General features: G+C 65.3%; 20 protein-coding genes. 13 read left to right on the top strand and 7 right to left on the bottom strand.

Annotation, left to right across the window (positions count from 1 at the left end; translation table 11 throughout):
* Positions 1-4 precede the first annotated feature (4 nt).
* Genes WH367_RS02760 through WH367_RS02730 form a run of 7 tightly spaced genes read right to left on the bottom strand, consistent with a single transcriptional unit; the run spans position 5 to position 6,173 of the window.
* Positions 5-379 (bottom strand): EamA family transporter, encoded by a 375-nt coding sequence (locus WH367_RS02760; RefSeq protein ID WP_339519690.1) that lies wholly within the window; start codon positions 377-379, stop codon positions 5-7.
* Positions 369-1,304: an alpha/beta hydrolase gene (locus tag WH367_RS02755; protein ID WP_339534067.1), complete on the bottom strand. Its 936-nt coding sequence runs from the start codon at positions 1,302-1,304 to the stop codon at positions 369-371. The genes WH367_RS02760 and WH367_RS02755 overlap by 11 nt, the downstream gene beginning before the upstream one ends.
* On the bottom strand, positions 1,301-2,011 hold the full coding sequence (locus tag WH367_RS02750) for an MtnX-like HAD-IB family phosphatase (RefSeq protein ID WP_339534065.1): 711 nt from the start codon (positions 2,009-2,011) through the stop codon (positions 1,301-1,303). The genes WH367_RS02755 and WH367_RS02750 overlap by 4 nt, the downstream gene beginning before the upstream one ends.
* On the bottom strand, positions 2,004-2,933 hold the full coding sequence (locus WH367_RS02745) for an HlyD family secretion protein (protein WP_339519694.1): 930 nt from the start codon (positions 2,931-2,933) through the stop codon (positions 2,004-2,006). The genes WH367_RS02750 and WH367_RS02745 overlap by 8 nt, the downstream gene beginning before the upstream one ends.
* Positions 2,930-3,658 carry an ABC transporter ATP-binding protein gene (locus WH367_RS02740; RefSeq protein WP_021025291.1) on the bottom strand — a complete coding sequence of 243 codons (729 nt, stop codon included), beginning with the start codon at positions 3,656-3,658 and terminating at the stop codon, positions 2,930-2,932. Before WH367_RS02740 ends, WH367_RS02745 begins: the two co-directional genes overlap by 4 nt.
* Positions 3,659-3,669: 11 nt before the next feature.
* Positions 3,670-4,815, bottom strand: coding sequence for an ABC transporter permease (locus tag WH367_RS02735; RefSeq protein WP_339534063.1), 1,146 nt, complete (start codon positions 4,813-4,815; stop codon positions 3,670-3,672).
* Positions 4,812-6,173 (bottom strand): TolC family protein, encoded by a 1,362-nt coding sequence (locus WH367_RS02730; RefSeq protein WP_339534061.1) that lies wholly within the window; start codon positions 6,171-6,173, stop codon positions 4,812-4,814. The genes WH367_RS02735 and WH367_RS02730 overlap by 4 nt, the downstream gene beginning before the upstream one ends.
* A 305-nt stretch (positions 6,174-6,478) precedes the next feature.
* Here WH367_RS02730 and WH367_RS02725 point away from each other — a divergent pair, with 305 nt between their 5' ends.
* The 13 genes from WH367_RS02725 (at position 6,479) to WH367_RS02665 (ending at position 20,787) form a co-directional block, all read left to right on the top strand.
* Complete coding sequence (locus WH367_RS02725; RefSeq protein WP_339534059.1) at positions 6,479-7,204, top strand: response regulator; 726 nt, start codon at positions 6,479-6,481, stop codon at positions 7,202-7,204.
* Positions 7,201-8,358 (top strand): sensor histidine kinase, encoded by a 1,158-nt coding sequence (locus WH367_RS02720; protein WP_239644922.1) that lies wholly within the window; start codon positions 7,201-7,203, stop codon positions 8,356-8,358. Before WH367_RS02725 ends, WH367_RS02720 begins: the two co-directional genes overlap by 4 nt.
* Positions 8,359-8,516: 158 nt before the next feature.
* Positions 8,517-9,272, top strand: a complete 756-nt coding sequence (locus WH367_RS02715) for an RNA pseudouridine synthase (protein ID WP_021026152.1) — start codon at positions 8,517-8,519, stop codon at positions 9,270-9,272.
* A 320-nt stretch (positions 9,273-9,592) separates the two neighbouring features.
* Positions 9,593-10,708: a CobW family GTP-binding protein gene (locus tag WH367_RS02710; protein ID WP_021026153.1), complete on the top strand. Its 1,116-nt coding sequence runs from the start codon at positions 9,593-9,595 to the stop codon at positions 10,706-10,708.
* A 448-nt stretch (positions 10,709-11,156) separates the two neighbouring features.
* Positions 11,157-11,639: an RNA polymerase-binding protein DksA gene (dksA, locus tag WH367_RS02705; protein ID WP_027010726.1), complete on the top strand. Its 483-nt coding sequence runs from the start codon at positions 11,157-11,159 to the stop codon at positions 11,637-11,639.
* A gap of 42 nt (positions 11,640-11,681) precedes the next feature.
* On the top strand, positions 11,682-13,358 hold the full coding sequence (locus tag WH367_RS02700) for a hypothetical protein (protein WP_339519702.1): 1,677 nt from the start codon (positions 11,682-11,684) through the stop codon (positions 13,356-13,358).
* Positions 13,359-13,466: 108 nt separating this feature from the next.
* Positions 13,467-14,012 carry an ATP-dependent protease subunit HslV gene (gene hslV, locus WH367_RS02695; RefSeq protein WP_021026155.1) on the top strand — a complete coding sequence of 182 codons (546 nt, stop codon included), beginning with the start codon at positions 13,467-13,469 and terminating at the stop codon, positions 14,010-14,012.
* 95 nt (positions 14,013-14,107) lie between these two features.
* Positions 14,108-15,424 carry an ATP-dependent protease ATPase subunit HslU gene (hslU, locus tag WH367_RS02690; protein ID WP_339519703.1) on the top strand — a complete coding sequence of 439 codons (1,317 nt, stop codon included), beginning with the start codon at positions 14,108-14,110 and terminating at the stop codon, positions 15,422-15,424.
* A gap of 386 nt (positions 15,425-15,810) precedes the next feature.
* On the top strand, positions 15,811-16,236 hold the full coding sequence (mraZ, locus tag WH367_RS02685) for a division/cell wall cluster transcriptional repressor MraZ (protein ID WP_021026157.1): 426 nt from the start codon (positions 15,811-15,813) through the stop codon (positions 16,234-16,236).
* A 7-nt stretch (positions 16,237-16,243) separates the two neighbouring features.
* Positions 16,244-17,173 (top strand): 16S rRNA (cytosine(1402)-N(4))-methyltransferase RsmH, encoded by a 930-nt coding sequence (gene rsmH, locus WH367_RS02680; RefSeq protein ID WP_339519836.1) that lies wholly within the window; start codon positions 16,244-16,246, stop codon positions 17,171-17,173.
* 43 nt (positions 17,174-17,216) lie between these two features.
* Positions 17,217-17,501 (top strand): cell division protein FtsL, encoded by a 285-nt coding sequence (ftsL, locus tag WH367_RS02675; RefSeq protein WP_027010728.1) that lies wholly within the window; start codon positions 17,217-17,219, stop codon positions 17,499-17,501.
* The gene (locus WH367_RS02670) at positions 17,498-19,243 is read left to right on the top strand and encodes a peptidoglycan D,D-transpeptidase FtsI family protein (RefSeq protein WP_021026160.1); all 1,746 of its coding nucleotides are present in this window, start codon (positions 17,498-17,500) and stop codon (positions 19,241-19,243) included. Before ftsL ends, WH367_RS02670 begins: the two co-directional genes overlap by 4 nt.
* Positions 19,240-20,787, top strand: a complete 1,548-nt coding sequence (locus tag WH367_RS02665) for a UDP-N-acetylmuramoyl-L-alanyl-D-glutamate--2,6-diaminopimelate ligase (protein WP_339519705.1) — start codon at positions 19,240-19,242, stop codon at positions 20,785-20,787. Before WH367_RS02670 ends, WH367_RS02665 begins: the two co-directional genes overlap by 4 nt.
* Positions 20,788-20,789: the final 2 nt, after the last annotated feature.

Here is a 20,789-nt window from a genome sequence, read left to right as displayed (position 1 = left end):
GCCATCACCCCTTGAGACCCACGACGGCCACGCCAATGGAGACGAGCACGATGCCTGCGACCCGCATCGGGGCGAGCTTTTCCTTGAACAGAATGCGCCCGGCCACCATGATGGCCACGATGTTGATGCTGCCCAGCAGCACGCCATCGGACAGGGGCACCAGCGACAAAAAGGCCAGCCAGGCGACAAACTCGATCACATAGCAGGCGCCGCCGATCCAGATCCAGGGGCGCGCGAGCATGAAGCGCCAGTGCGCCATACCGGTCGCCGTGCCCGGGGTCTGGCTGGCAGCGGCCTTGAATGCCAGCTGCCCGCCGCTGTCGACCAACACATTGATCAGCCACAGGCTGATGACCAGGGGGGTGATCTCAGTGCCCATGGGAGGCGGCCTGTGTTGGTATGCCACCAAGGCGGGCCACAAAGTCATGCACCTTGGCGATCACCGTGCGGCGCTCGCGGTCGATGGTGATCATGTGGTAGCAGTTGTCGAGCAGCACGACCTCGACCTGCGCATGGACGGCGCCAGCGGCGATGTCCTCGGCATTCGAGCGGTGGGAGATGTCGTCTTCCTTGGCATGGATGGCCAGGCATGGCGCGCGCAAATCCCGCAGATGGCTGCGGACATGGGCCGAGAGCCGGCGCAGCTCGATGATGGACCACCAGGGATTGCCGGGCAGTCCCGCTGCAGCGCTGTCGCCGCCATGCATTTGCGCGACCACCCTGGCGCGCAAGGCCTCGTCCTTGATGCCGTAGGGCGGTGCTTCCATGAACACGCTGTGGCGGCCAATGCCCAGCAGGCGGAACAGCGGCAGCAAAAAGGCCAGCTTGGTGTAGCTGGGAATGCTCCAGCCGTCATAGCGGAACGTGGTGGACAGCGCAGCCACCCCAGCCACCTGGCGCGGGTGCGAGGTGGCCACCGCCAGCGACAGCAAGGCGCCCATCGACAGGCCGCCGACCACCACGCGGTCGACATGGGGCGCAAAGCGCAGCAGCGCCGATTGCACGCTGGCGAGCCAGTCGGTCCAGCGCGTCTGCACCAGGTCCTGCATGCTGCCGCAGTGGCCGGCCAGTTGCACCGCATAGACGGTAAAGCCTTCGCGGTTGAGGCCCTTGGCCAGCAGGCGCATCTCGGCAGGGGTGCCGGTCAGGCCATGCACCAGCAGCACGCCGGTGCGCGCGGCAGCGCCGGAGCCGGGCATGACGAATTCATGGGGCGTGAGGCACAGCGTCTGCAAGGCCGCTTCTGCCGCTCTTTCCTGGGGTTGGCCGGCCAGATGGCGGGCGAGTGCGTCATTGGCCTTCATGCGACGGCCTCCTGCTGCTGCATGAACTGCAGGAGCCAGGGCGTGGCATCGCTGAAACCCTGAAACGGTGCATGGGCAATGCCATGGCGCTCGCAGTGGCCGATCAGCCGGTACTTGGCCAGCACATAGTCGGCCTCGTGCGAGACGCAGAAGTCCGAGCTGCTGTCGCCCACATACAGAACCCGGCCGGCCAGCGTTTTCTGCGTGGCCAGGCGCTCGCATTTGCAGTTGCCACTGGCACGCTTGCAGTGCGGGCTGGCCCAGGGGGATTCCAGCGACCAGCGGCGTGTGTCCTGCTGTACCAGGCGGTTGGCGATCACCTCCAGATGGCCCAGGCCGTGGCGTGCCAGCACATGTTCGATGGCGTAGTCGATGCCGTCGCTGACCACCTGCACGCGCAGGCCCAGCGCCTGCGCTGCCTGTACAAAGCCGGGGAAGCCGGGGTCGATCGCAATGCTGTCCAGGTGCGCGTCCAGCTCCTGCTGGCTCATGTCCAGCAGCGCGACCTGGCCTTGCATGCAGGCGCGCGAGCCGATCTCGCCGCGCTCCCAGGCGTCTTCCAGGTCAGTCCAGCCGGGCCGGCCAAAGCGCTGCAGCAGGCTGTCGGTGACATCGACCAGGCTGATCGTGCCGTCAAAGTCGGACTGGACCATCCAGCCCGTGGTGTTGTGGCAAGCGGGCGCCTGCGCAAGCATGTATTTATTCATGGAAGCTCACTCTCACGTTCTGGCCCACGCGCACATGGATGGGGGCGGTCTCGAATTCAAGCACGCACTCGACCACGCGCAGCGGGCCGCGCTGGGCGTCGTCCTGCAAGGTCGACGGCCCGTACATGGGGTTGATGCGCAGCACCCGGGCCTCGGGCAGCGCGGTGGCGCTGTCGTTGTCCAGCACCACACTGGCGCGCATGCCTTTTTGCACCGTGCCGGCAAAGCTCTCGTTGAGCTCGGCGCGGATGCGCAGCGGGCGCAGCGGCAGCAGACGCATCGCCGCCTGGCTGGTGTGTACCTGGCTGCCGACCTGGGCGCGCAGATGCACCACGGTGGCCGCTTCCGGCGCATGCAGCGCATAGAGGCGCTGGCGCTCGCGCAGCTGCTGGGTCTTGGTCTGCGTCAGCTGTACCTCGGCCTGTGCCACCTCGGTCTCGGACTGCGCATTGCGCAGCGCGGCCTGGGCGTTGTCCACTTCCTGCAGATCGGCAGCGCCGTCGCGGGCGGCAGCCTGCAGGCGCTTGAGCTGGGTCTGCAGCAGGGGCAGCTTGGCGGCCAGGGCCTTGTGCTTGGCCTGGGCCAGCCGGTAGGAGGACTGGGCGACGGCCAGCTCGGCGCGCAGGTCCTCGTCATGGACCTTGAGCAGCAGCTGGCCGGCCTGCACCTGCTGGCCTTCGCGCACGGCGATCTGCTGCACGGTGCCATCAACGGCGGTGGCCAGCTCCAGCAGGCCGCCATCGACTTCGATCTTGCCCCGGGCCACGGCCACCGGGCTTTGGTGCTGCTGGCTGGTGCTGGGGGCGGGGGGGCTGTCCGCTGCCGGTGTGCAGCCTGCGAGCCCGCCTGCTGCCAGGCAGAGCAGACCCAGCACCTGCCAGGCATGCGGCAAGGGCCAGGGGGTTGCGGGGATCTTGGTCACGCGGGGTTCTCCATCAGGGTGTTTTGGCGCCGGTCGCTGTAGACGGCGCCGTCTTCCATATTCAGTACGCGGTCGGCATGCCCCACCAGGCGCGGGTCATGGCTCACGCACAGCACCGTGGTGCCATGGCTGCGCGCGACGCGGTGCAGGATGTCGATCACCCGTTGTCCGCTTTCGGCATCCAGCGCGCTGGTGGGCTCATCGGCAAACAGCAGCTGGGGGGCCTTGGCCAGCGCGCGGGCAATGGCCACGCGCTGCTTTTCGCCGCCCGACAGCTCGGCCGGGCGCATGTGCGCGCGGTGGGACAGGCCGACTTCGTCGAGCGCATCCTGGGCGCGCTTCAAGGTCTCGGCGCGCCGTATGCCCAGGTAGCCCAGCGGCAGCTGCACCTGCTCGAGCGCCGTCAGCGCCGGGAACAGGTTGAAGCCCTGGAACACAAAGCCGGTATGCAGCAGCCGAAAGCGCTCCATCTCGCGGGCGGGCATGGTCGTCAGGTTCTGGCCGAGTGCAAAGGTCTGGCCGTCATCGGGGGTGAGCAGGCCCGACATCAGCGACAGCAAGGTGCTTTTGCCGCAGCCCGAGGGGCCGGAGATCAGGGTCAGCTCGCCGGCGTACAAATCGACCGACAGATCCTGCAGGACCTGGATGCGGATGGCGCCTGAGACATAGGTCTTGCGCAATCCGACGGCCTGCAGGCTGGGTGTTGGAGGGGTGGTGGTGGGCATGGCGATGTCCTTCAGCGCAGCAAGGTGGCCGGGTCGGTGCGCAGCAGCACGCGCATCGCGCCCAGGCCGGACAGCAGCGCCAAGGTGGCCACCAGGGCGGCGCAGGCCAGCGCGGCTTGCAGGTTGAGCGCAACGGGCACCCGGTAGACCTGGGCGAGCGAGACCAGGGCCACGCTGGCGATGCTGGTGAGCAGCAGGCCGGCAGCGCCGATCCAGCAGGCCTGCTCCACCACCACCCGGCCCAGCGCCGCGCGGCTGACGCCCAGCGCGTTGAGCACCGCGTATTCGCGCACCGAGCCCGCCACCACGCTCTTGAGCGACTGGCTGGTGACGACCGCGCCGACCAGGCACACCACGATGGCCATGAACAGCACGCCAGCGCCCGCGCCGGTATCGAGCATCCAGTAGCGCTGGGAGCGGTGCGCAAAGCTGTCGGCGGTCCAGACCTCGTGCGGGCCAAAGCTGCGCGCTTCGCTGCCCAGGCGCCGTTGCACGGCATGGCGGTCGGCGCCCTTGCGCACCCGGGCCAGCAAGTAGGTGCTGCCCTGGCTGGGCGAGCTGCCAGCGATCTGGTGTGCGCTCTCCAGCGAGGCCAGCACGTTGACGCCGCCCAGGCCGCGCAAGCCGTCGACGGCGGCCACCACGCGCACGCGGTGGTTGTTGATCCAGGCGGTGCCGCCTTCCTGGGTGGCCAAGCTGTCCAGATCGGCGCGGTCGACGATGACGGCGCCGGGCTCGCGCAGTAGCTTGCGCTGCCAGGGGGCAATGACCCGGTCGAACACCATGGCCGTGCCGGCGGTGGAAATGCCCGACAGGTAGACCGACACCGCACCGGCGGCCTGGGCCGCGCCCTGGCTGGAGCGCCAGTCGCCATCGACCCAGACATAGGGCTCGACGGCACGGATGTCCGGATCCATGCGCAGGCGCATTTCCACATCGGGGCCGATGTTGCGGCCAAAGTTCACGCTCTGCGTGCCGGGGTAGCCCACCCAGAGGTCGGCCGAGCTGGCGGTGATGTAGATGGCGGCCGAGCTGAAAATGCCCAGCACCAGTGCGGCCTGCATCACCAGCAGCACCCCTGCAAAGCCCACCGCGAAGACCGAGGGCACAAAGCGACGCCATTCGTAGACCAGGGTTTTGCGTGCCAGCGCAATCATGGCGTGGCCCCCGGGGTGGTGGGCGGCGATTGCGGCGGCAGCGGGGCGCCGCCCAGCGCCTGGAACAGTGCCACCCAGGCCAGTGTCTGTGCGGCTTGCGCCACGCTTTGCTGGCTTTCGTGCAGCAGCAGCTGGCGGCGGGGCTCCAGCGTGTCGAGCTCGCTGGCCAGCCCCAGCTGCTGGCGGCGCTGCAGCTGTTGGGCGCGGCTGCGCAGCAGCGGCGTTTGGGCATCGAGCGATTGCCAGCGCTGTTGCTGGGCGCCCAGGCCGGCCAGCGCGGTTTCCACATCGGCAATGCCGTCAAGCACGCTTTGCCGGTAGGCCTTGACGGCATTGTTCATCTGCAGCTCGTCGGCATCGGCCTGTGCGCGCCGGCGGCCCCAGTCGAACAGCGGAATGTCGATCACCGGGCCCAGCGAGGGCACATGGTCGGAGCTGGAGCGGCGGTTCTGCGTCAGGTTGAACGAATAGAGCAGCGAGCCGCCCAGCGCAAACCGCGGGTAGAGCGCCGAGTTCGACAGGCCTGCCGCGGCTGCGGCGCGCTGCACCGCGGCCTCGGCCGCCAGGATGGCCGGGCGGCTGCGCAGCAGCTCGGCGGGCAGTACTTGCAGGCTCAGTGCAACGGCGCTGGGGATATGCGGGGCGCTGGAGGCGGCCAGCCAGGCGGCGTCGGGCTCGCTGCGGCCCAGCAGTGCGGCCAGCGCATGCGCGGCACGTGCCTGGTGCTGCAGCAGTTCGGCCTCCTGGGCGCGGCTGCGGTTGAGCTCCAGATGGGCTTGCTGCACCTGCTCGGTGCTGCCCAAGCGTTGCTGCACCCGCAGCTGCTGCAGCTGCAGCCGGCGCGCATCGAGCTGCAACTGCTGGTCCAGCCCAAAGCGTTGCTGTTGCGCGACGCAGATGTCCAGATAGCGCTGCACCACATGGGCGATCAACTGGACCCTGGCGGCCTGCAGCTGCGCCTGGGCATCGAGCAGCTGCGCCTGGCCGTCGAGCGCGCTGGATTCCTGGGCGCCAAAGAGACCCAGGTTCCAGCCCATGTCCAGGCTGGCGTGGAAGTAGGAGTCGAGCGCGGCCACATCCTGCAAGGTGCGCACGCCGGCGGTGATTTCCGGCTTGTAGGCGGCCGTGGCCGTGCCCAGCAAAATGCGCTGCGCCTGGAGCCTGCCCCGTGCCTGGGCCAGATCCAGGTTCTGGGCAAGTGCCTGCTCCACCAGCGTGTTGAGCGCGGGATCGGCCAGCAGCGTCCACCAGCTGGCCAAATCGGCCGCCTGGACGGCGCGCGCATTCGCCTGCGCCTTGCCGGCCTGGCGCCACTGCGCAGGGGGGTCTTGGCCCAGTGGGGGCTGGGGCGGCGTCATGCAGCCAGCCAGCAAAGCCGCAGGCGCAAGCATCAGCAGTGTTTTGCAGAACAGGGGTTTCACGTGCAAGGCAATCGGTTCATGGCCCGCAGGGGCCGCAGCGGCCCAAGCCGCAGATGCGGGGCCGGTATGCGTTGGATTCAACCCTGTAAAACTTGCGCAAGCTTGCACAATTGATGGAGGAAACATGGAGGCGCAAAAGGGGGTGCCAGGGGGCGGTGGCACGGTCATAATGGCTTGTTTCAACAGCGTGTGCGCGCCTTGGAGGCTGCACCGCATGCCCTTATTTTTGGAAGCAGTCCGCGATGAAACTACCCACCCCAACGGTGGCGGCTCCGCTGGTGCTCGTCGTGGAGGATGAGCCGGGAATCGCCACGATTTTGCTGGCCTACCTGGAGCGCGATGGCCTGCGCAGCCTGCATGCGCGCGATGGTGAACAGGCGGTGCAGCTGTTTCGCCAGCATGCGCCCGACCTGGTGCTGCTCGACATCCACCTGCCCGGCATGGACGGGGTCGATGTGCTGCGCTTCATCCGCGACCAGGGCCAGACCCCGGTGATCATGGTGACGGCGCTAGCCGACGATGTGGACAAGCTGGTGGCTTTGCGCCTGGGGGCCGATGACTATGTGGTCAAGCCCTTCAATCCTGCGGAGGTGGTGGCGCGGGTGCGCGCCGTGCTGCGCCGCAGCCAGCCCAAGGCCGCCTCTGCGCCGCTGGCGCCGATCCGGGTGGGGGTGCTGGAGATCAACCCCGCCGAGCACAGTGCCCGGGTCTATGACACGCAGGGCCAGGCCACGCCGCTGCCATTGACGCTGACCGAGTTTCGCCTGCTGGCCCTGCTGGCCTCGCAGCCACGGCGCTGTTTCTCGCGCGCGCAACTGATCGAGCATTGCCTGCCCGAGAGTGACGCGCTCGAGCGGGTGATCGACTCGCACCTGTCCAAGCTGCGCCGCAAATTGCAGCTGGCTGGCCAAGATGAGCTGATCGAGACTGTCCGCAGCATTGGGTACCGCCTATGGCCCGGGGATTGAACCGCATCTGGGTGCGCTTTGGCCTGTGGATTGCCGCCACCCTGCTCACCTCCATTGCCCTGCTTAGCGCCTGCGCCTGGGCGTTCGATGCGTTGGAGTACAACCAGTTCTACAAAAGCCTGCCCGAGACCGTGCGCGTGGAGCTGGACGATCTGGTCGAGCGGAACATGGAGAGCAGCCCGCGCGCGATGCAGATCTATGGCGAGTACTGGCGCGGCGAGGTGTTTTTTGGCGAGCAGGTCTCGGCGGTCATTGCGCTGCTGATCTGCCTGCCATTTGGCCTGGCCATGGGCTTTTTCGTCTCGCGCTATATCACCCGGCCGCTGGCCTCGATGGTGGAGGTGGCGCAGCGGGTGGCGCATGGGGATTTCAGCTCGACGCGGGTGGTCGAAGAGGGCGCGCATGGCGAGCTGAAGGAGGTGGTGCACACCTTCAACGCGATGCTCGATGCGCTGCAAAAGCTCAAGGCTGAGCGCCAGGCGTCGGCCGCCTCCATCTCGCATGAGCTGCGCACGCCCTTGTCGGTGCTCAAGACCCATCTGCATGCGCTCTGCGATGGCGTCATTGCGCCCAGCGAGCTGGAGTTTCGGCTGCTGCTGGCGCAGACCGAGCACCTGGGCCGCCTGATTGACGACCTGCATACGCTGGCGATGGCCGAGGCGGGAGAGATGTCGCTGCGCAGGGAGCGGTTGAGCCTGGGCGCGCTGGTGCGCGCGAGCCTGCAGGAGCTGCAGCCCCAGCTGCAGCAGGCCGAGATGGCGCTGTCGCTGCTGCTGCCCCAGGACGATGCGCTCAGCACGATCCGCGCCGACCCATTGCGCATGCGCCAGATCATTGCCAACCTGGTCGGCAATGCCGTGCGCCACGCGGCCAGCGGGCATTGGCTGGAGGTAGAGGTGCGCAACCTGCGCGATGCGCAAGGGCATATCTGGATCGAGCTGCTGGTCAGCGATGCCGGGCCGGGCCTGCCGCAGGAGTTGCGCGCCCACCCCTTCCGCCGCTTTGCAATGGCCCCGGGCCGGCGCAAGCGGGAAGGCTCGGGCCTGGGGCTGTCCATTGTGCAGGCGCTGACCGAGTTGCAAGGCGGGGTGGCACATGCCGAGAGTTCGCCGCGGGGCGGCGCGCGGTTTCGCCTGCGTTTTGCGCCGGCCTGAAGCCCTCCACCCGGTCAAAGGCAAGGCCACACAGCAGGCATCGGGCGCAAGCGATGGCCGGCGATTAAAATGGCGTTTACGCTCTGTGATTGCAGAGTTTTTGCTATTTTTTAAGGAGCGGATGGCGCGTTGTTGCGCCAAGCCGCAGAGTTGCTGCCATGCAAGCCCAAGACCCCCAAGCCATTCGCCTGTCCAAACGCCTGGCCAGCGACATCGGTTGCTCGCGCGCCGAGGCTGAGCACTACATCGATGCCGGCTTTGTCTCGGTGGATGGCCAGATCCAGGACACCCCCGGCGCCCGTGTGCTGCCCAGCCAGACCGTGCTGCTGCAGCGCGGCGCCGATCTGCGCCCGATCCAACCGGTCACCTTGCTGCTGCACAAGCCTGCGGGCTACAGCCTGCGCGCGCTCGAGCCCGGGCGCCCGGGCCTCAGTGCGCTGGATTTGCTGACGCCCGACAACCTGGCCGATGTCGATACCCCCCAGCCTGCCCGGCCCGTGGCGCGCCATTTTCGCCACCAGCAGTTTTTGCTGCCGATCCCGCGCGCTGCCAGCGGCCTGGTGGTCTACAGCCAGGACCCGCGCATCATCCGCCACCTGGCCGAAGAGGCGGATTTGCTGGAGCAGGAATGCCTGGTCGAGGTGCAGGGGCAGATCGTCGACGATGGCCTGGCCTTGCTGGCCCAGGGGCTGTATGTGGATGGCGAGCGCCTGCCGCCCCTCAAGGCCAGCTGGCAGAACGAGACCCATCTGCGGTTTGCGCTCAAGCGGGTCGCGCCCGAATGGCTGCCCGCCATTTGTGCCGCACTGGGGCTGGAGCTGCTGTCGCTCAAGCGTTTGCGCATCGGCCGGATTTCGCTGAGCAAGCTGCCCCAGGGGCAGTGGCGCTACCTGCAGGGCTACGAGCGGTTCTGACGCGCTTGGGGGCCCCACGGTGCCTGCTCGAAAAAACCGGACCGCCATTTGTTATTGATTTGATAGCAAGCTTTGTTGACTGGCATTGAAATATCCGCCGCTTGTTCCGTTGAGCGTGCTGCCTGCAAAACATGCCACAATAGCCCGCTGTCGGCATCGCCACAGAAATTACCTGTGGCTGTCTTGATATTGCCTGGCATGGCCCCATATAACGGTGTTTGATACAAAGGCCTGAGCTTGTGCGCTGGGCCGTGGGCGGGCAAGCCTGGCGCGTGGCGCGGCTTGTGAACGCTGCCTTTTGTGTAACTATCAGGGGTCCTATGTCACTCATTCCAGTCACCATCCTCACGGGCTTCTTGGGCTCGGGCAAAACCACGCTGCTCAAGCGTGTGCTGCATGAGTCGCACGGCATGAAGATTGCCGTGATCGAGAACGAGTTCGGCGAAGAGAACATCGATACCGACATCCTCAAGACGGAATCGAAGGAACAGATTCTGCAGATGAGCAATGGCTGCATCTGCTGCACCATCCGTGAGGACCTGCGCGAAGCGCTGCAGCTGCTGGCGGCCAAGCGCCGCAAGGGACTGGTGGATTTCGAGCGCATCGTGATCGAAACCACGGGCCTGGCCGACCCCGGACCGGTGGCCCAGACATTCTTCATGGATGAAGAAATTGCCGAAACCTATTTGATCGACTCCATCATCACCCTGGTGGACGCCAAGCATGCCGGCCAGCAGCTCGACACCCGCCAGGAAGCACGCCGCCAGGTGGGCTTTGCCGACCAGATCTTCCTGTCCAAGACCGACCTGGTGACCGAGGCCGACAAGGACGCGCTGGTCCACCGCCTCAAGCACATGAACCCGCGCGCACCGATCCGCGCAGTGCATTTTGGCGATGTGCCGCTCAAGGACGTGTTCGATCTGCGTGGTTTCAACCTGAATGCCACGCTCAACATCGATCCGGACTTCCTCAAGGAAGAAGGCCACGACCACGGCCATGTGCATGACGAGCATTGCGGCCACGACCATGACCATGGCGATAGCCATGGCCATGTGCACGATGAAAACTGCGGCCATGACCATGACCACGTGCATGGCGAGCACTGCAACCACCCGCACCACCACCACCATGACGATGATGTGAAAAGCTTTGTCTACCGCGTGGACAAGGCCTTTGACCCGGCCAAGCTGGAAGACTTCCTGGGCGCCATTGTGAACATTTATGGTCCGCGCATGCTGCGTTACAAGGGCGTTCTGGCGATGAAAGGCACCGACCGCAAGGTGATTTTCCAGGGCGTGCACCAGCTGATGGGCAGCGATCTGGGTCCCGAGTGGGCTGCCGACGAGCGCCGCCAGAGCAAGATGGTCTTCATCGGTATTGATTTGCCGCAGGACATCCTGCGCCAGGGCCTGGACCAGTGCGTGGTGGAGGCCTGATTGCCCACGAGGGGCCGGCCCGGGGATGAGACCCCGGGGAAACCCCCCGTTGCATCCGGGCTGCATCCACTTGTTGCTGTGCAGCGATGCCATATACAATCGCGGCCCGAAATGCAGCAAAGCAGGCATGCGGCGAGATACGGTTTCCGTGGTTCGTCCTGAAGATTTCGATGAGAGAGCGCGGTGTGACAAGGGGCTTTGGCCTGTTGGACACGGCGCTGAAGGAGAAGGAGGCTTGTGCAAGCGAGCTTTACCCTGCCAGGTGCTGGCCGGGTTGGCCTGCAAGATGACGGAGTTGCGGGCACCGGCCCGACTTCATAGATGTGCCTGGGTCCCTGTGGGACGCGGGCAAGTTGATCAGGGGGCGGAGCCTGTCGGGCTTTGCACCTTTTGTAACGAGACGGACATCCGTCGCATGTAAGAACTGCGCTAGCCAGTCGAGAGAACTATGCCTACCACTACGCAAACCATCCCTAAACGCGACGCCAAGCTGGCCAATGCCTGGAAGTCCAAGACGGTAGACACCCTCACTGACGATGAGGTGCTGTCGATGCCGGAGAGCGAATACATGAACGACATCCAGCTGGCGTTCTTTCGCAAGAAGCTGGTGGAGCTGAAGACGGGCATCCACCTCAATGCCGATGCCACGACGGAAAACCTGCGTGAAGACACCGTGGTCGTGCCCGATCCAGCAGACCGCGCTACCATTGAGGAAGAGCATGCGCTTGTCTTGCGCACGCGCGACCGTGAGCGTAAGCTCTTAAAGAAGATCGACCAGTCGATCAGCCGCATCGATGCGGGCGACTATGGCTACTGCGACGAGACGGGCGAACCCATCGGGGTGGGCCGTCTGCTGGCGCGTCCTACGGCCACTTTGTCGCTGGAAGCGCAGCAGCGCCGTGAATTGAAACAAAAAATGTTTGGTGATTGAGGCTGGGGCAGCGCACCGGACACACAAGGGGAGGGAGTAACCATGAGTGAGGCTCAAAAGCCAACCAAGGGTTTGTTGTCCAAAGTGGTGCGCTTTGTAACCAAACCGACCACGCAGTGGTCGGAGCTGGACAAGACGCCGGAGCCGGAGAACCCTGAGGCGCAGTTTTCCAAGCAGGCGCTCAAGGAAATCATGGAGCGCAAGCGCCGCAATGATTTTGTGCGCAAGCTGGAGTTCGACCAGCTGCGCAAGATTCGGCGCGAAGCCAACAAGTCCAGCAGCGCTGGCGCCGATGGCGCTGCCAGCTCGGCGGCCATGCTCGAAGGCGGGGTGGCGCCCGATGCCGCAGCCGTTGCGGCGGGCAAGCATGCCCATCCTTCGCACACCATCGAGAAAATCAACCAGATCGAGCGGCAGATGTCCAAGCAGTGGTGGTCCGGCGACAACGCCGCTGCGGCTGCGGCCGATCCTGCCGCTGCTGCCCCTGCCGAGGCCACGCCGGTCAGTGCGCCGGTGCCTGTGGCATCTGCTGCGGCGCCCTTGGTGGCCGAAGCTGTGCCTGTGGCACCCGCTGCTGCACCGGTGGCGCCGCCGCCAGCGGCACCGGCGACCTTGCCTGCCGCTGCCTTTGATGCCCAGGTCGAGTCGGGCCGGTTTATCCACGATACCGATCTGGAAGAAGCGGCGGTGCTGTTTGCCAACGGCGATGCAGCCGGGGCCGAGGCCTCGCTGCTGGCCCTGGTGCAACAGCGCCGTGGCGATCTGATGGGGCAGCTGACGATCTGGCTGACCTTGTTTGACCTGTACCGCGCCACCGGTGACCAGACCAAGTTTGATTTCCACGCTATTGAATTTGCCAGCAAATATGGGCGCTCTGCGCCCGTGTGGTTCTCGATGCCGCAAGAGCTGGGCGCCAAGGCGCTGCAGGCGGGCGACACCTCCGCGCAAGAGGTGCGGCTGCTTAACTGGCAGGCACCGCCCGTGCTCAGCAGCGCGGCGCTCAGTGGCCTGCAAGGCAACCTCAAACGCTATGCACCCCCCTGGACGCTGAACTGGTCCCGCGTGACCGAGGTGCGCGATGAGGTGGTTGCCGCGCTGCTGGCGCAGTTCCGCGTGTGGGCAGACCAGCCCGATGCGCGCCTGGTCTTTGTCGGGGCGGACCATCTGCTCTCGGTGCTCGAGGCGCAAACGCCCGTGGGTGACAACGCCGTGGCCCAGGAGCGCTGGTCGCTGCGCATGGCCTTTTTGCGTTTGCTGCAGCTGGAGCAGGATTTTGAAGCGGCTGCGCTCGATTACTGCATCACCTACGAGGTCTCGCCGCCATCCTGGGTCGCGCCCCGGGCCGAGACCAGCAGCGACAGCGGGCGCTCTGGCGCGCCCGCTGCGCCCGATATGTCGCTGGGCTTTGATCTGCCCGAGAGAAAGCCGGTGGCCGCCGACAGCCCGCAGGCCGTGCTCGAGGGGATTGTCGAAGGGGATGTCTCGCAGCAGCTCGATACCTTCACACCGATGGTGGAGCCGGGCATGCCGTTCACGGTGCGCTGCGACCGCCTGATGCGCATCGATTTTGTCGCGGCTGGCTCGGTGCTCAACTGGGTGGCCGAATGCCAACAGAAAAACGTGCTGGTGCGTTTTGGCAACCTGCACCGCTTGAATGCCGTGTTCTTCAACCTGATCGGCATCAACGAGCATTCCATCGTCAACCAGCGGGAAAACTGATCGGTCAGCGGCAGCTGGCGACCAACGCACCTGCGGGTGCGTTTTTTTCTGCCTGCTGTGCCGCCCCCTCCTTGGAAAACCCGGGCCAGGCTCCATATAGACAAGACTATGGAACAGTATCACGGCACAACCATTCTCAGCGTGCGGCGCGAAACGCCGCAAGGCATCCAGGTCGCCATCGGCGGCGATGGCCAGGTCACCCTGGGCAACATCGTCGTCAAGGGCACTGCACGCAAGGTGCGCAAGCTCTATGGCGGCAAGGTGCTGGCCGGCTTTGCCGGCGCCACGGCCGATGCCTTCACCTTGTTCGAGCGCTTCGAGGCCAAACTAGACAAGCACCAGGGCCAGCTGACCCGCGCAGCGATCGAGCTGACCAAGGACTGGCGCACCGACCGGGTGCTGCGCCGGCTCGAAGCCATGCTGGCGGTGGCCGACCATTCGGCCTCGCTGATCATCACCGGTAACGGCGATGTGTTGGAGCCCGAGCAGGGCATTGTGGCCATCGGATCGGGCGGCGCCTATGCGCATTCGGCCGCCAAGGCGCTGTTGAACAACACCGAGCTGTCGGCCGAAGAGGTGGTGCGCAAATCGCTGGGCATCGCCGGTGAGCTGTGCATCTACACCAATATGCACCACACGATTGAGACCTTGTGAGCGTCTGGCAGGCTGGCGCGCCGCCTGCCGCCCCATCTCCCATTGATCGACTGCTGTACCCGTTGCCCGGCGGGTGCCAACCGGATTTTTGCACTATGTCCTCGATGACACCCCAGGAAATCGTTTCCGAACTCGACAACCATATCGTTGGCCAGGCCAATGCCAAGCGCGCGGTCGCTATCGCGCTGCGCAACCGCTGGCGCCGCCAGCAGGTCGCTGACGGCCTGCGCCAGGAGATCACGCCCAAGAACATCCTGATGATTGGCCCCACGGGTGTGGGCAAGACCGAGATCGCCCGGCGCCTGGCCAAGCTGGCCGATGCGCCCTTCATCAAGGTTGAGGCGACCAAGTTCACCGAGGTGGGCTATGTGGGCAAGGATGTGGATGCCATCATCCGCGACCTGGCCGAGGTGGCCGTCAAACAGACCCGCGCATCGGACGTGAAGAAGCTGCGCGTGCGTGCCGAGGATGCCGCCGAAGAGCGCATTCTGGACGCGCTGCTGCCACCCGCCCGCACCGGCGAAGCCGCACCCGATACCAGCACGCGCCAGGTGTTCCGCAAGAAGCTGCGCCAGGGTGAGCTCAATGACAAGGAAATTGACATCGAGGTGGCCGAGGCCAAGCCCCAGCTCGAGATCATGGGCCCCCAGGGCATGGAAGAGATGGCCGAGCAGCTGCGCGGCATGTTCAGCCAGATGGGCCAGGAAAAGCGCAAGGTCCGCAAGCTCAAGATCAGCGAAGCGCTGCAGCTGATCACCGATGAGGAGGCGGCCAAGCTGGTGAACGAGGAAGATGTCAAATCCCGGGCCATCGAGAACCTCGAGCAAAACGGCATCGTCTTCATCGACGAGATCGACAAGGTCGCCACGCGCCAGGAGACCAGCGGCAGCGATGTCTCGCGCCAGGGCGTGCAGCGCGATCTGCTGCCCCTGGTCGAAGGCACTTCGGTGTCGACCAAGTACGGCATTGTGAAGACCGACCACATCCTGTTCATTGCCTCGGGCGCCTTTCACCTGGCCAAGCCCAGCGACCTGATCCCCGAGCTGCAAGGGCGTTTTCCGATCCGCGTTGAGCTCGGCTCGCTGTCGGTGCAGGATTTCGAGGCCATTCTGACGCAGACCCATGCCTCGCTGATCAAGCAGTACGAAGCGCTGCTGGCCACCGAAGGCGTGACGCTGCAGTTTGAGGCCGATGGCATCACGCGCCTGGCGCGCATCGCCTTTGACGTCAATGAGCGCACCGAGAACATCGGCGCGCGCCGCCTGGCGACGGTGATGGAGCGCCTGCTCGAGGAGATCAGCTTTGGGGCCGCCAAGCTGGGCGGGCAGACGGTGGTGATTGACGCCGCCTATGTGGACCAGCGCCTGGGCTCGTTGAGCCAAAACGAGGATTTATCGCGTTATATCCTCTAGCCATAAGGTGCGCGGCAGCGCGCATTCTGAACCGCGTGCCCGCCCATGTTGGCGGGCACTTGCTTTTCGCCCAGCCGCCGCATCTGGGCCTGTAGGAGAACATCTAGTTTTGTAACAAAAGACGATCAGATGCTAATCCCTGATGGCGTCAATTTTGCTAAGAGTCTGGATATAGAGGCGATTGTAAGTGCCTATCAAATAAGAAGAATTTCATAGCGGTTTTTGCTCGAAGTGCGTTATAAGTTATTGATTTACTTGTATTTTCATTGCAAATCATTGTGTTGAAGTGTGGCGCGATCTGGAATTCCTGATACAGTGGGGAAAAGTGCAGTTTTGTGGGAAAAAGTGCACTTACTCCCTCCGAAACCCCAACCAGAGTCCACACCGTGTTTCAAGGAGCTTCCTCACTCAGTCTTGATGCGAAAGGTCGGTTATCGATACCGACCCGGCATCGCGACGCGCTGACGAAGCCCGGACCCACGCTCACCATTACCCGCCACCCCCATGGTTGCCTGATGATCTTCCCGCAGGATGCCTGGGCGGTTTTCAGCGCGCGCATGGCGCAGGTCAAGATGGGCGAGCAGGTGCTCAAGCGGATTTTTCTGGGTAGCGCCATGGATGTGGAGATGGATGGCACTGGCCGTGTGCTGGTGTCCCCCGAGCTGCGTGCTGCGGCCAACATCACCAAGGACGCGATCCTGATGGGGATGGGCAGCCATTTTGAATTGTGGGACAAGGCGACGTACGAGAAGCAGGAGGCCGAAGCCCTGCAGAATCTGCCGCCCGACGCCCTGGATAACTTTGCATTCTGAGGTGCATGTGGAAACCAAGAACTACCTGCACACCACCGTCTTGCTCAACGAGGCCGTGGACGCCTTGTTGGAGGCCAGGGTCGAGATGGACCCGGTCTTTGTCGATGGGACCTTCGGCAGAGGCGGGCACTCCCGCCTGGTGCTGTCCAAGCTGCCGGCCCAGGGCCGGCTCATTGCTTTTGACAAGGACGTGGAGGCGATTGCCGAGGCCGGCAAGATTGCCGACGCCCGGTTTGCCATTCGCCATGAGGGCTTCAGCCACATGGCGCAGCTGCCTGCCGCTTCGGTGGCCGGCGTGCTGCTGGATCTGGGGGTCAGCTCCCCGCAGATCGACAGTCCCGAGCGCGGCTTCAGTTTCCGCTTCGATGGCCCGCTCGACATGCGCATGGACACCACCCGAGGCCAGAGTGTGGCCGAGTGGTTGCAAGAGGCGGAAACACAGCAAATAGCGGAGGTGATTCGTGACTTCGGTGAAGAACGGTTTGCTGGGCCCATTGCAAAGGCGATTGTTGCGCGGCGGGAGGCTGGCTCGCCAGTCGCCACCACTGCCGATCTGGCCGAGCTCGTGGCTGGCGCAGTCAAGACCCGCGAGGCTGGGCAAAATCCAGCTACGCGGACATTCCAGGCTCTTCGGATTTTCATTAATGCCGAGCTCGAAGAGCTCGAACAGGCGCTAGAGGCCAGCCTGCGGGTGCTCGCTCCCGGCGGCCGCCTGGTGGTGATCAGCTTCCACTCGCTGGAAGACCGCATCGTCAAGCAGTTCATCGCCAAGCATTCCAAAGAGGTGTTCGACCGCCGTGCACCCTTTGCAGCGCCCAAGCCCATGCTGCTCAAGGCGCTCGAGCGCATCAAACCCAGTGAGGCAGAAGTCTCGGCCAACCCACGCGCCCGCAGTGCGGTGATGCGGGTGGCCGAACGCACCGAGGTGGCGGCATGATGCACCGCTGCCTGCCCGGACCATGCAACAGGGGGTGGCTGTGCTGCTGCGCCTGAACATTCTGCTGCTCATGGTGACGATCCTCAGCGCGATGGCGCTGGTGCAGTCGCAGTATGAATCGCGCAAGCTGTTCACCGAACTCGACCGCGCACTGGCCGAGTCGCGCCAGCTGGAGACGGACCACCAGCGCCTGCAGGTGGAAAAGCGCGCCCAGGCCACGCCGCTGCGCCTAGAGCAGCTCGCGCGCGACAAATGGGGCATGCAGACGGCGACGCCGGCCGTCACCGTCTATGTGCCCGAGCCGGGCACCGGAGGCGTGGCACCATGAGCAAGGACATGCGCTACTCCACCAGCCCGCTGCTGGCCGAGCGCACGCCGATGTGGCGCAGCCGCTTCATCATGATTGGCCTGGCGCTGGCCTTTACCGGCCTGATTGGCCGCGCCGCCTATGTGCAGGTCATCGGCAACGATTTCTTTCTGCGCCAGGGCGAAGTGCGCTTTGCCCGTACGATCGAGCTGCCGGCCAACCGGGGCCGCATCCTCGACCGCAATGGCCTGATTCTGGCCTCCAGCGTGCCCGCTGCCAGCATCTGGGCGATTCCCGAAGATGTGGACCAGGCCGATCCGGCGATCAAGGCCAAGATTGGCGAGATCGCCAAGCTGATGGGCATGCCGCTGGCGCAACTCGATGCCAAGCTGGCCGATGAGGACAAGTCCTTTGTCTGGATCAAGCGGCAGCTCGATTGGGATATCGGGCAGAAGATCAAGGCGCTGGATGTCAAGGGCATCTACCTGCGCAAGGAATACAAGCGCCAGTACCCCGAAGGTGAATCCGCAGCCCACGTCGTGGGCTTTACCAATGTGGAAGACCAGGGCCAGGAAGGCATGGAGCTGGCCTTCAACACCGAGCTGGGCGGCAAGGCCGGCTCGCGCCGCGTGATCAAGGACCGCCTGGGCCGCATCGTCGAAGGCGTCGGCGTGGAGACGCCGCCGCAAGAGGGCCAGGACATCCAGCTGTCCATCGACAGCAAGGTGCAGTTCTTTGCCTACCAGAAGCTGCGCGACCAGGTGGCCGCCTTCAAGGCCAAGGCCGGCAGCGTGGTGGTGATGGATGCCCACACCGGCGAAGTGCTGGCGCTGGCCAACTACCCCAGCTATGACCCGAACAACCGCTCGCGCCTGACCGGCGAGCAGCTGCGCAACCGCGCCATCACCGACACCTTTGAGCCCGGCTCGACGATGAAGCCCATCACCGTGGGCACGGCCCTGGAGCTGGGCCGGGTCAAGAACACCACGATCATCGACACCACCCCCGGACGCTACGCGATCGGCGGCTTCACGATCAGTGACACCCACAACTACGGGGCCTTGACGGTGGATGGCGTGATCCAGAAGTCCTCCAACGTGGGCGCGCTCAAGGTGGCGCAGAAGATGACGCCCCAAGAGATGTGGAATGTGCACTCGGCGCTGGGTTATGGGCAAAAGCCCCAGATCGCCTTCCCGGGCGCGGCCAGTGGCCGCCTGCGTCCCTGGAAGACCTGGAAGCCGGTCGAGCAGGCCACCATCTCCTACGGCTACGGCCTGTCGGCTTCGCTGTTCCAGATGGCGCGCTCCTACACCGTGTTCTCGAACGACGGCAATGTGATCCCGGCGACCATGCTCAAGCGCACGGGCCGTCCTGCGGGCACGCCGGTGTTCTCGAAGAAGACCGCCGAGCTGGTGCGCCACATGCTGTGGATGGCTGCCGGCCCCGGTGGTACCGGCCAGAAGGCGCAGACCGTGGGCTACTCCATCGGCGGCAAGTCGGGTACGGCCCGCAAGCAGCAGGGCCGGGGCTATGCCGCAGGCAAGTACCGCGCCTGGTTCACCGGCATTGCACCGATCGAGAACCCGCGCATCATCGTGGCCGTGATGGTCGACGAGCCCAGCCAGGGCAGCTTTTATGGCGGTACCGTCGCTGGCCCGGTGTTCAGCGAAGTGGTGCAGCAGACCCTGCGCCTGATGGGCGTGCAGCCCGATATGTCGGTCAAGCCGCAGATCGTGGCCAACGATGTGGAGGAGCCGCTATGAGCACCACCACCCACAACACCACCACCGTGACCACGGTGCACAGCACCGCCGCCGCCGTTGAGTGGCTGCGCGAGCGTGTACGTGGCGGCACCCTGCACACCGACAGCCGCCAGGTGCAAGCGGGCGACGCCTTTATTGCCTGGCCCGGCGGCGTCAACGACGGCCGGGCCTATGTGGCCCAGGCCGTGCAGCGCGGCGCGGCCGCCTGCCTGGTCGAGCAGGCTGGCCTGGAACAATTTGATCTGCAGGGCATGCCCGTTGCTGCGATGGCCGATTTGAAGGCTGCCACCGGCCCGATGGCCAGCGCCTGGTTTGGCCAGCCCAGCGAGCAGCTCGATGTGCTGGCTGTCACCGGCACCAATGGCAAGACCAGCATCAGCTGGTGGCTGGCCCAGGCGGTGAGCCATCTGTGCGAAGCCGGTGTGCTGCCGCACCGGGGCTGCGCCATGGTCGGTACCCTGGGCGTGGGCATTCCGCCGCACCAGCTCGATGTGACCGGCATGACCACCCCCGATCCGGTGCTGCTGCAACGCGCTTTCCGCAGCTTTGCCGATGCCGGCTATGGCGCTTGCGCGATCGAGGCCTCGTCCATCGGCATTGCCGAGCACCGCCTGGCCGGCACCCGCATCCGGCTGGCCATCTTCACGAATTTCACCCAGGACCACCTGGACTACCACGGCAGCATGGACGCCTACTGGGCCGCCAAGGAGGCACTGTTCCACTGGTCCGGCCTTCAATCGGCTGTGGTCAACCTGGACGACGCCCGCGGCGCGGCACTGGCGGCATCCTTGGCCGGTGGCGCGCTGGATCTGTGGACCGTCTCCGTGGATAAGCCCAGCCAGGCCCGTCTGTCGGCCCAGGCCATCCGCGCGGGCGAACGTGGCCTGGTGTTCGAGGTTGTAGAGGCGGGCGCCGAAGCCGCTGCCGTGACCCTGCACAGCCAGGTGATTGGCCAGTACAACGTGCTTAACCTGCTGCAGGTGATGGCCAGCCTGCGCGTGCTGGGAGCGAGCTTGCAGCAGGCTGCACAAGCCTGTGCGGTGCTGGCGGCAGTGCCCGGGCGCATGGAGCAGGTCAGCCAGGCCGGTGCGCCGCTGGTGGCCATCGATTACGCCCACACCCCCGATGCGCTGGACAAGGCCTTGCAGGCGCTGCGCCCGCTGGCTGTACAGCGCGGCGGCCAGCTGTGGTGCGTGTTTGGCTGTGGTGGCAACCGCGATGCCGGCAAGCGCCCGCTGATGGGCCGCATTGCCCAGGCCGGTGCCGACGAGGTGGTCGTGACCAGCGACAACCCGCGCGGCGAGCAGCCCCAGGCCATCATCGACGACATTCTGCGCGGTATGACGCCCAGTGCGCATTGGCATGTACAGGCCGACCGCGCGGCCGCCATCGAAGAGGTGCTGCTGCGCGCGTCCAGCCAGGATGTGGTGCTGCTGGCCGGCAAGGGCCATGAGGATTACCAGGAAGTGGCTGGCGTGAAGCTGCCCTTTCTCGATGCCGCGCAGGCCCATGCTGCGCTGGCCAAGCGGAAAGAACAACTATGAGC

It is taken from the genome of Comamonas sp. MYb21 (assembly GCF_037479395.1).
Classification (GTDB): Bacteria; Pseudomonadota; Gammaproteobacteria; order Burkholderiales; family Burkholderiaceae_C; genus Comamonas.
The sequence above is the reverse complement of the archived record's forward strand: the minus strand, read 5'-3'. Positions and strand labels throughout refer to the sequence as shown.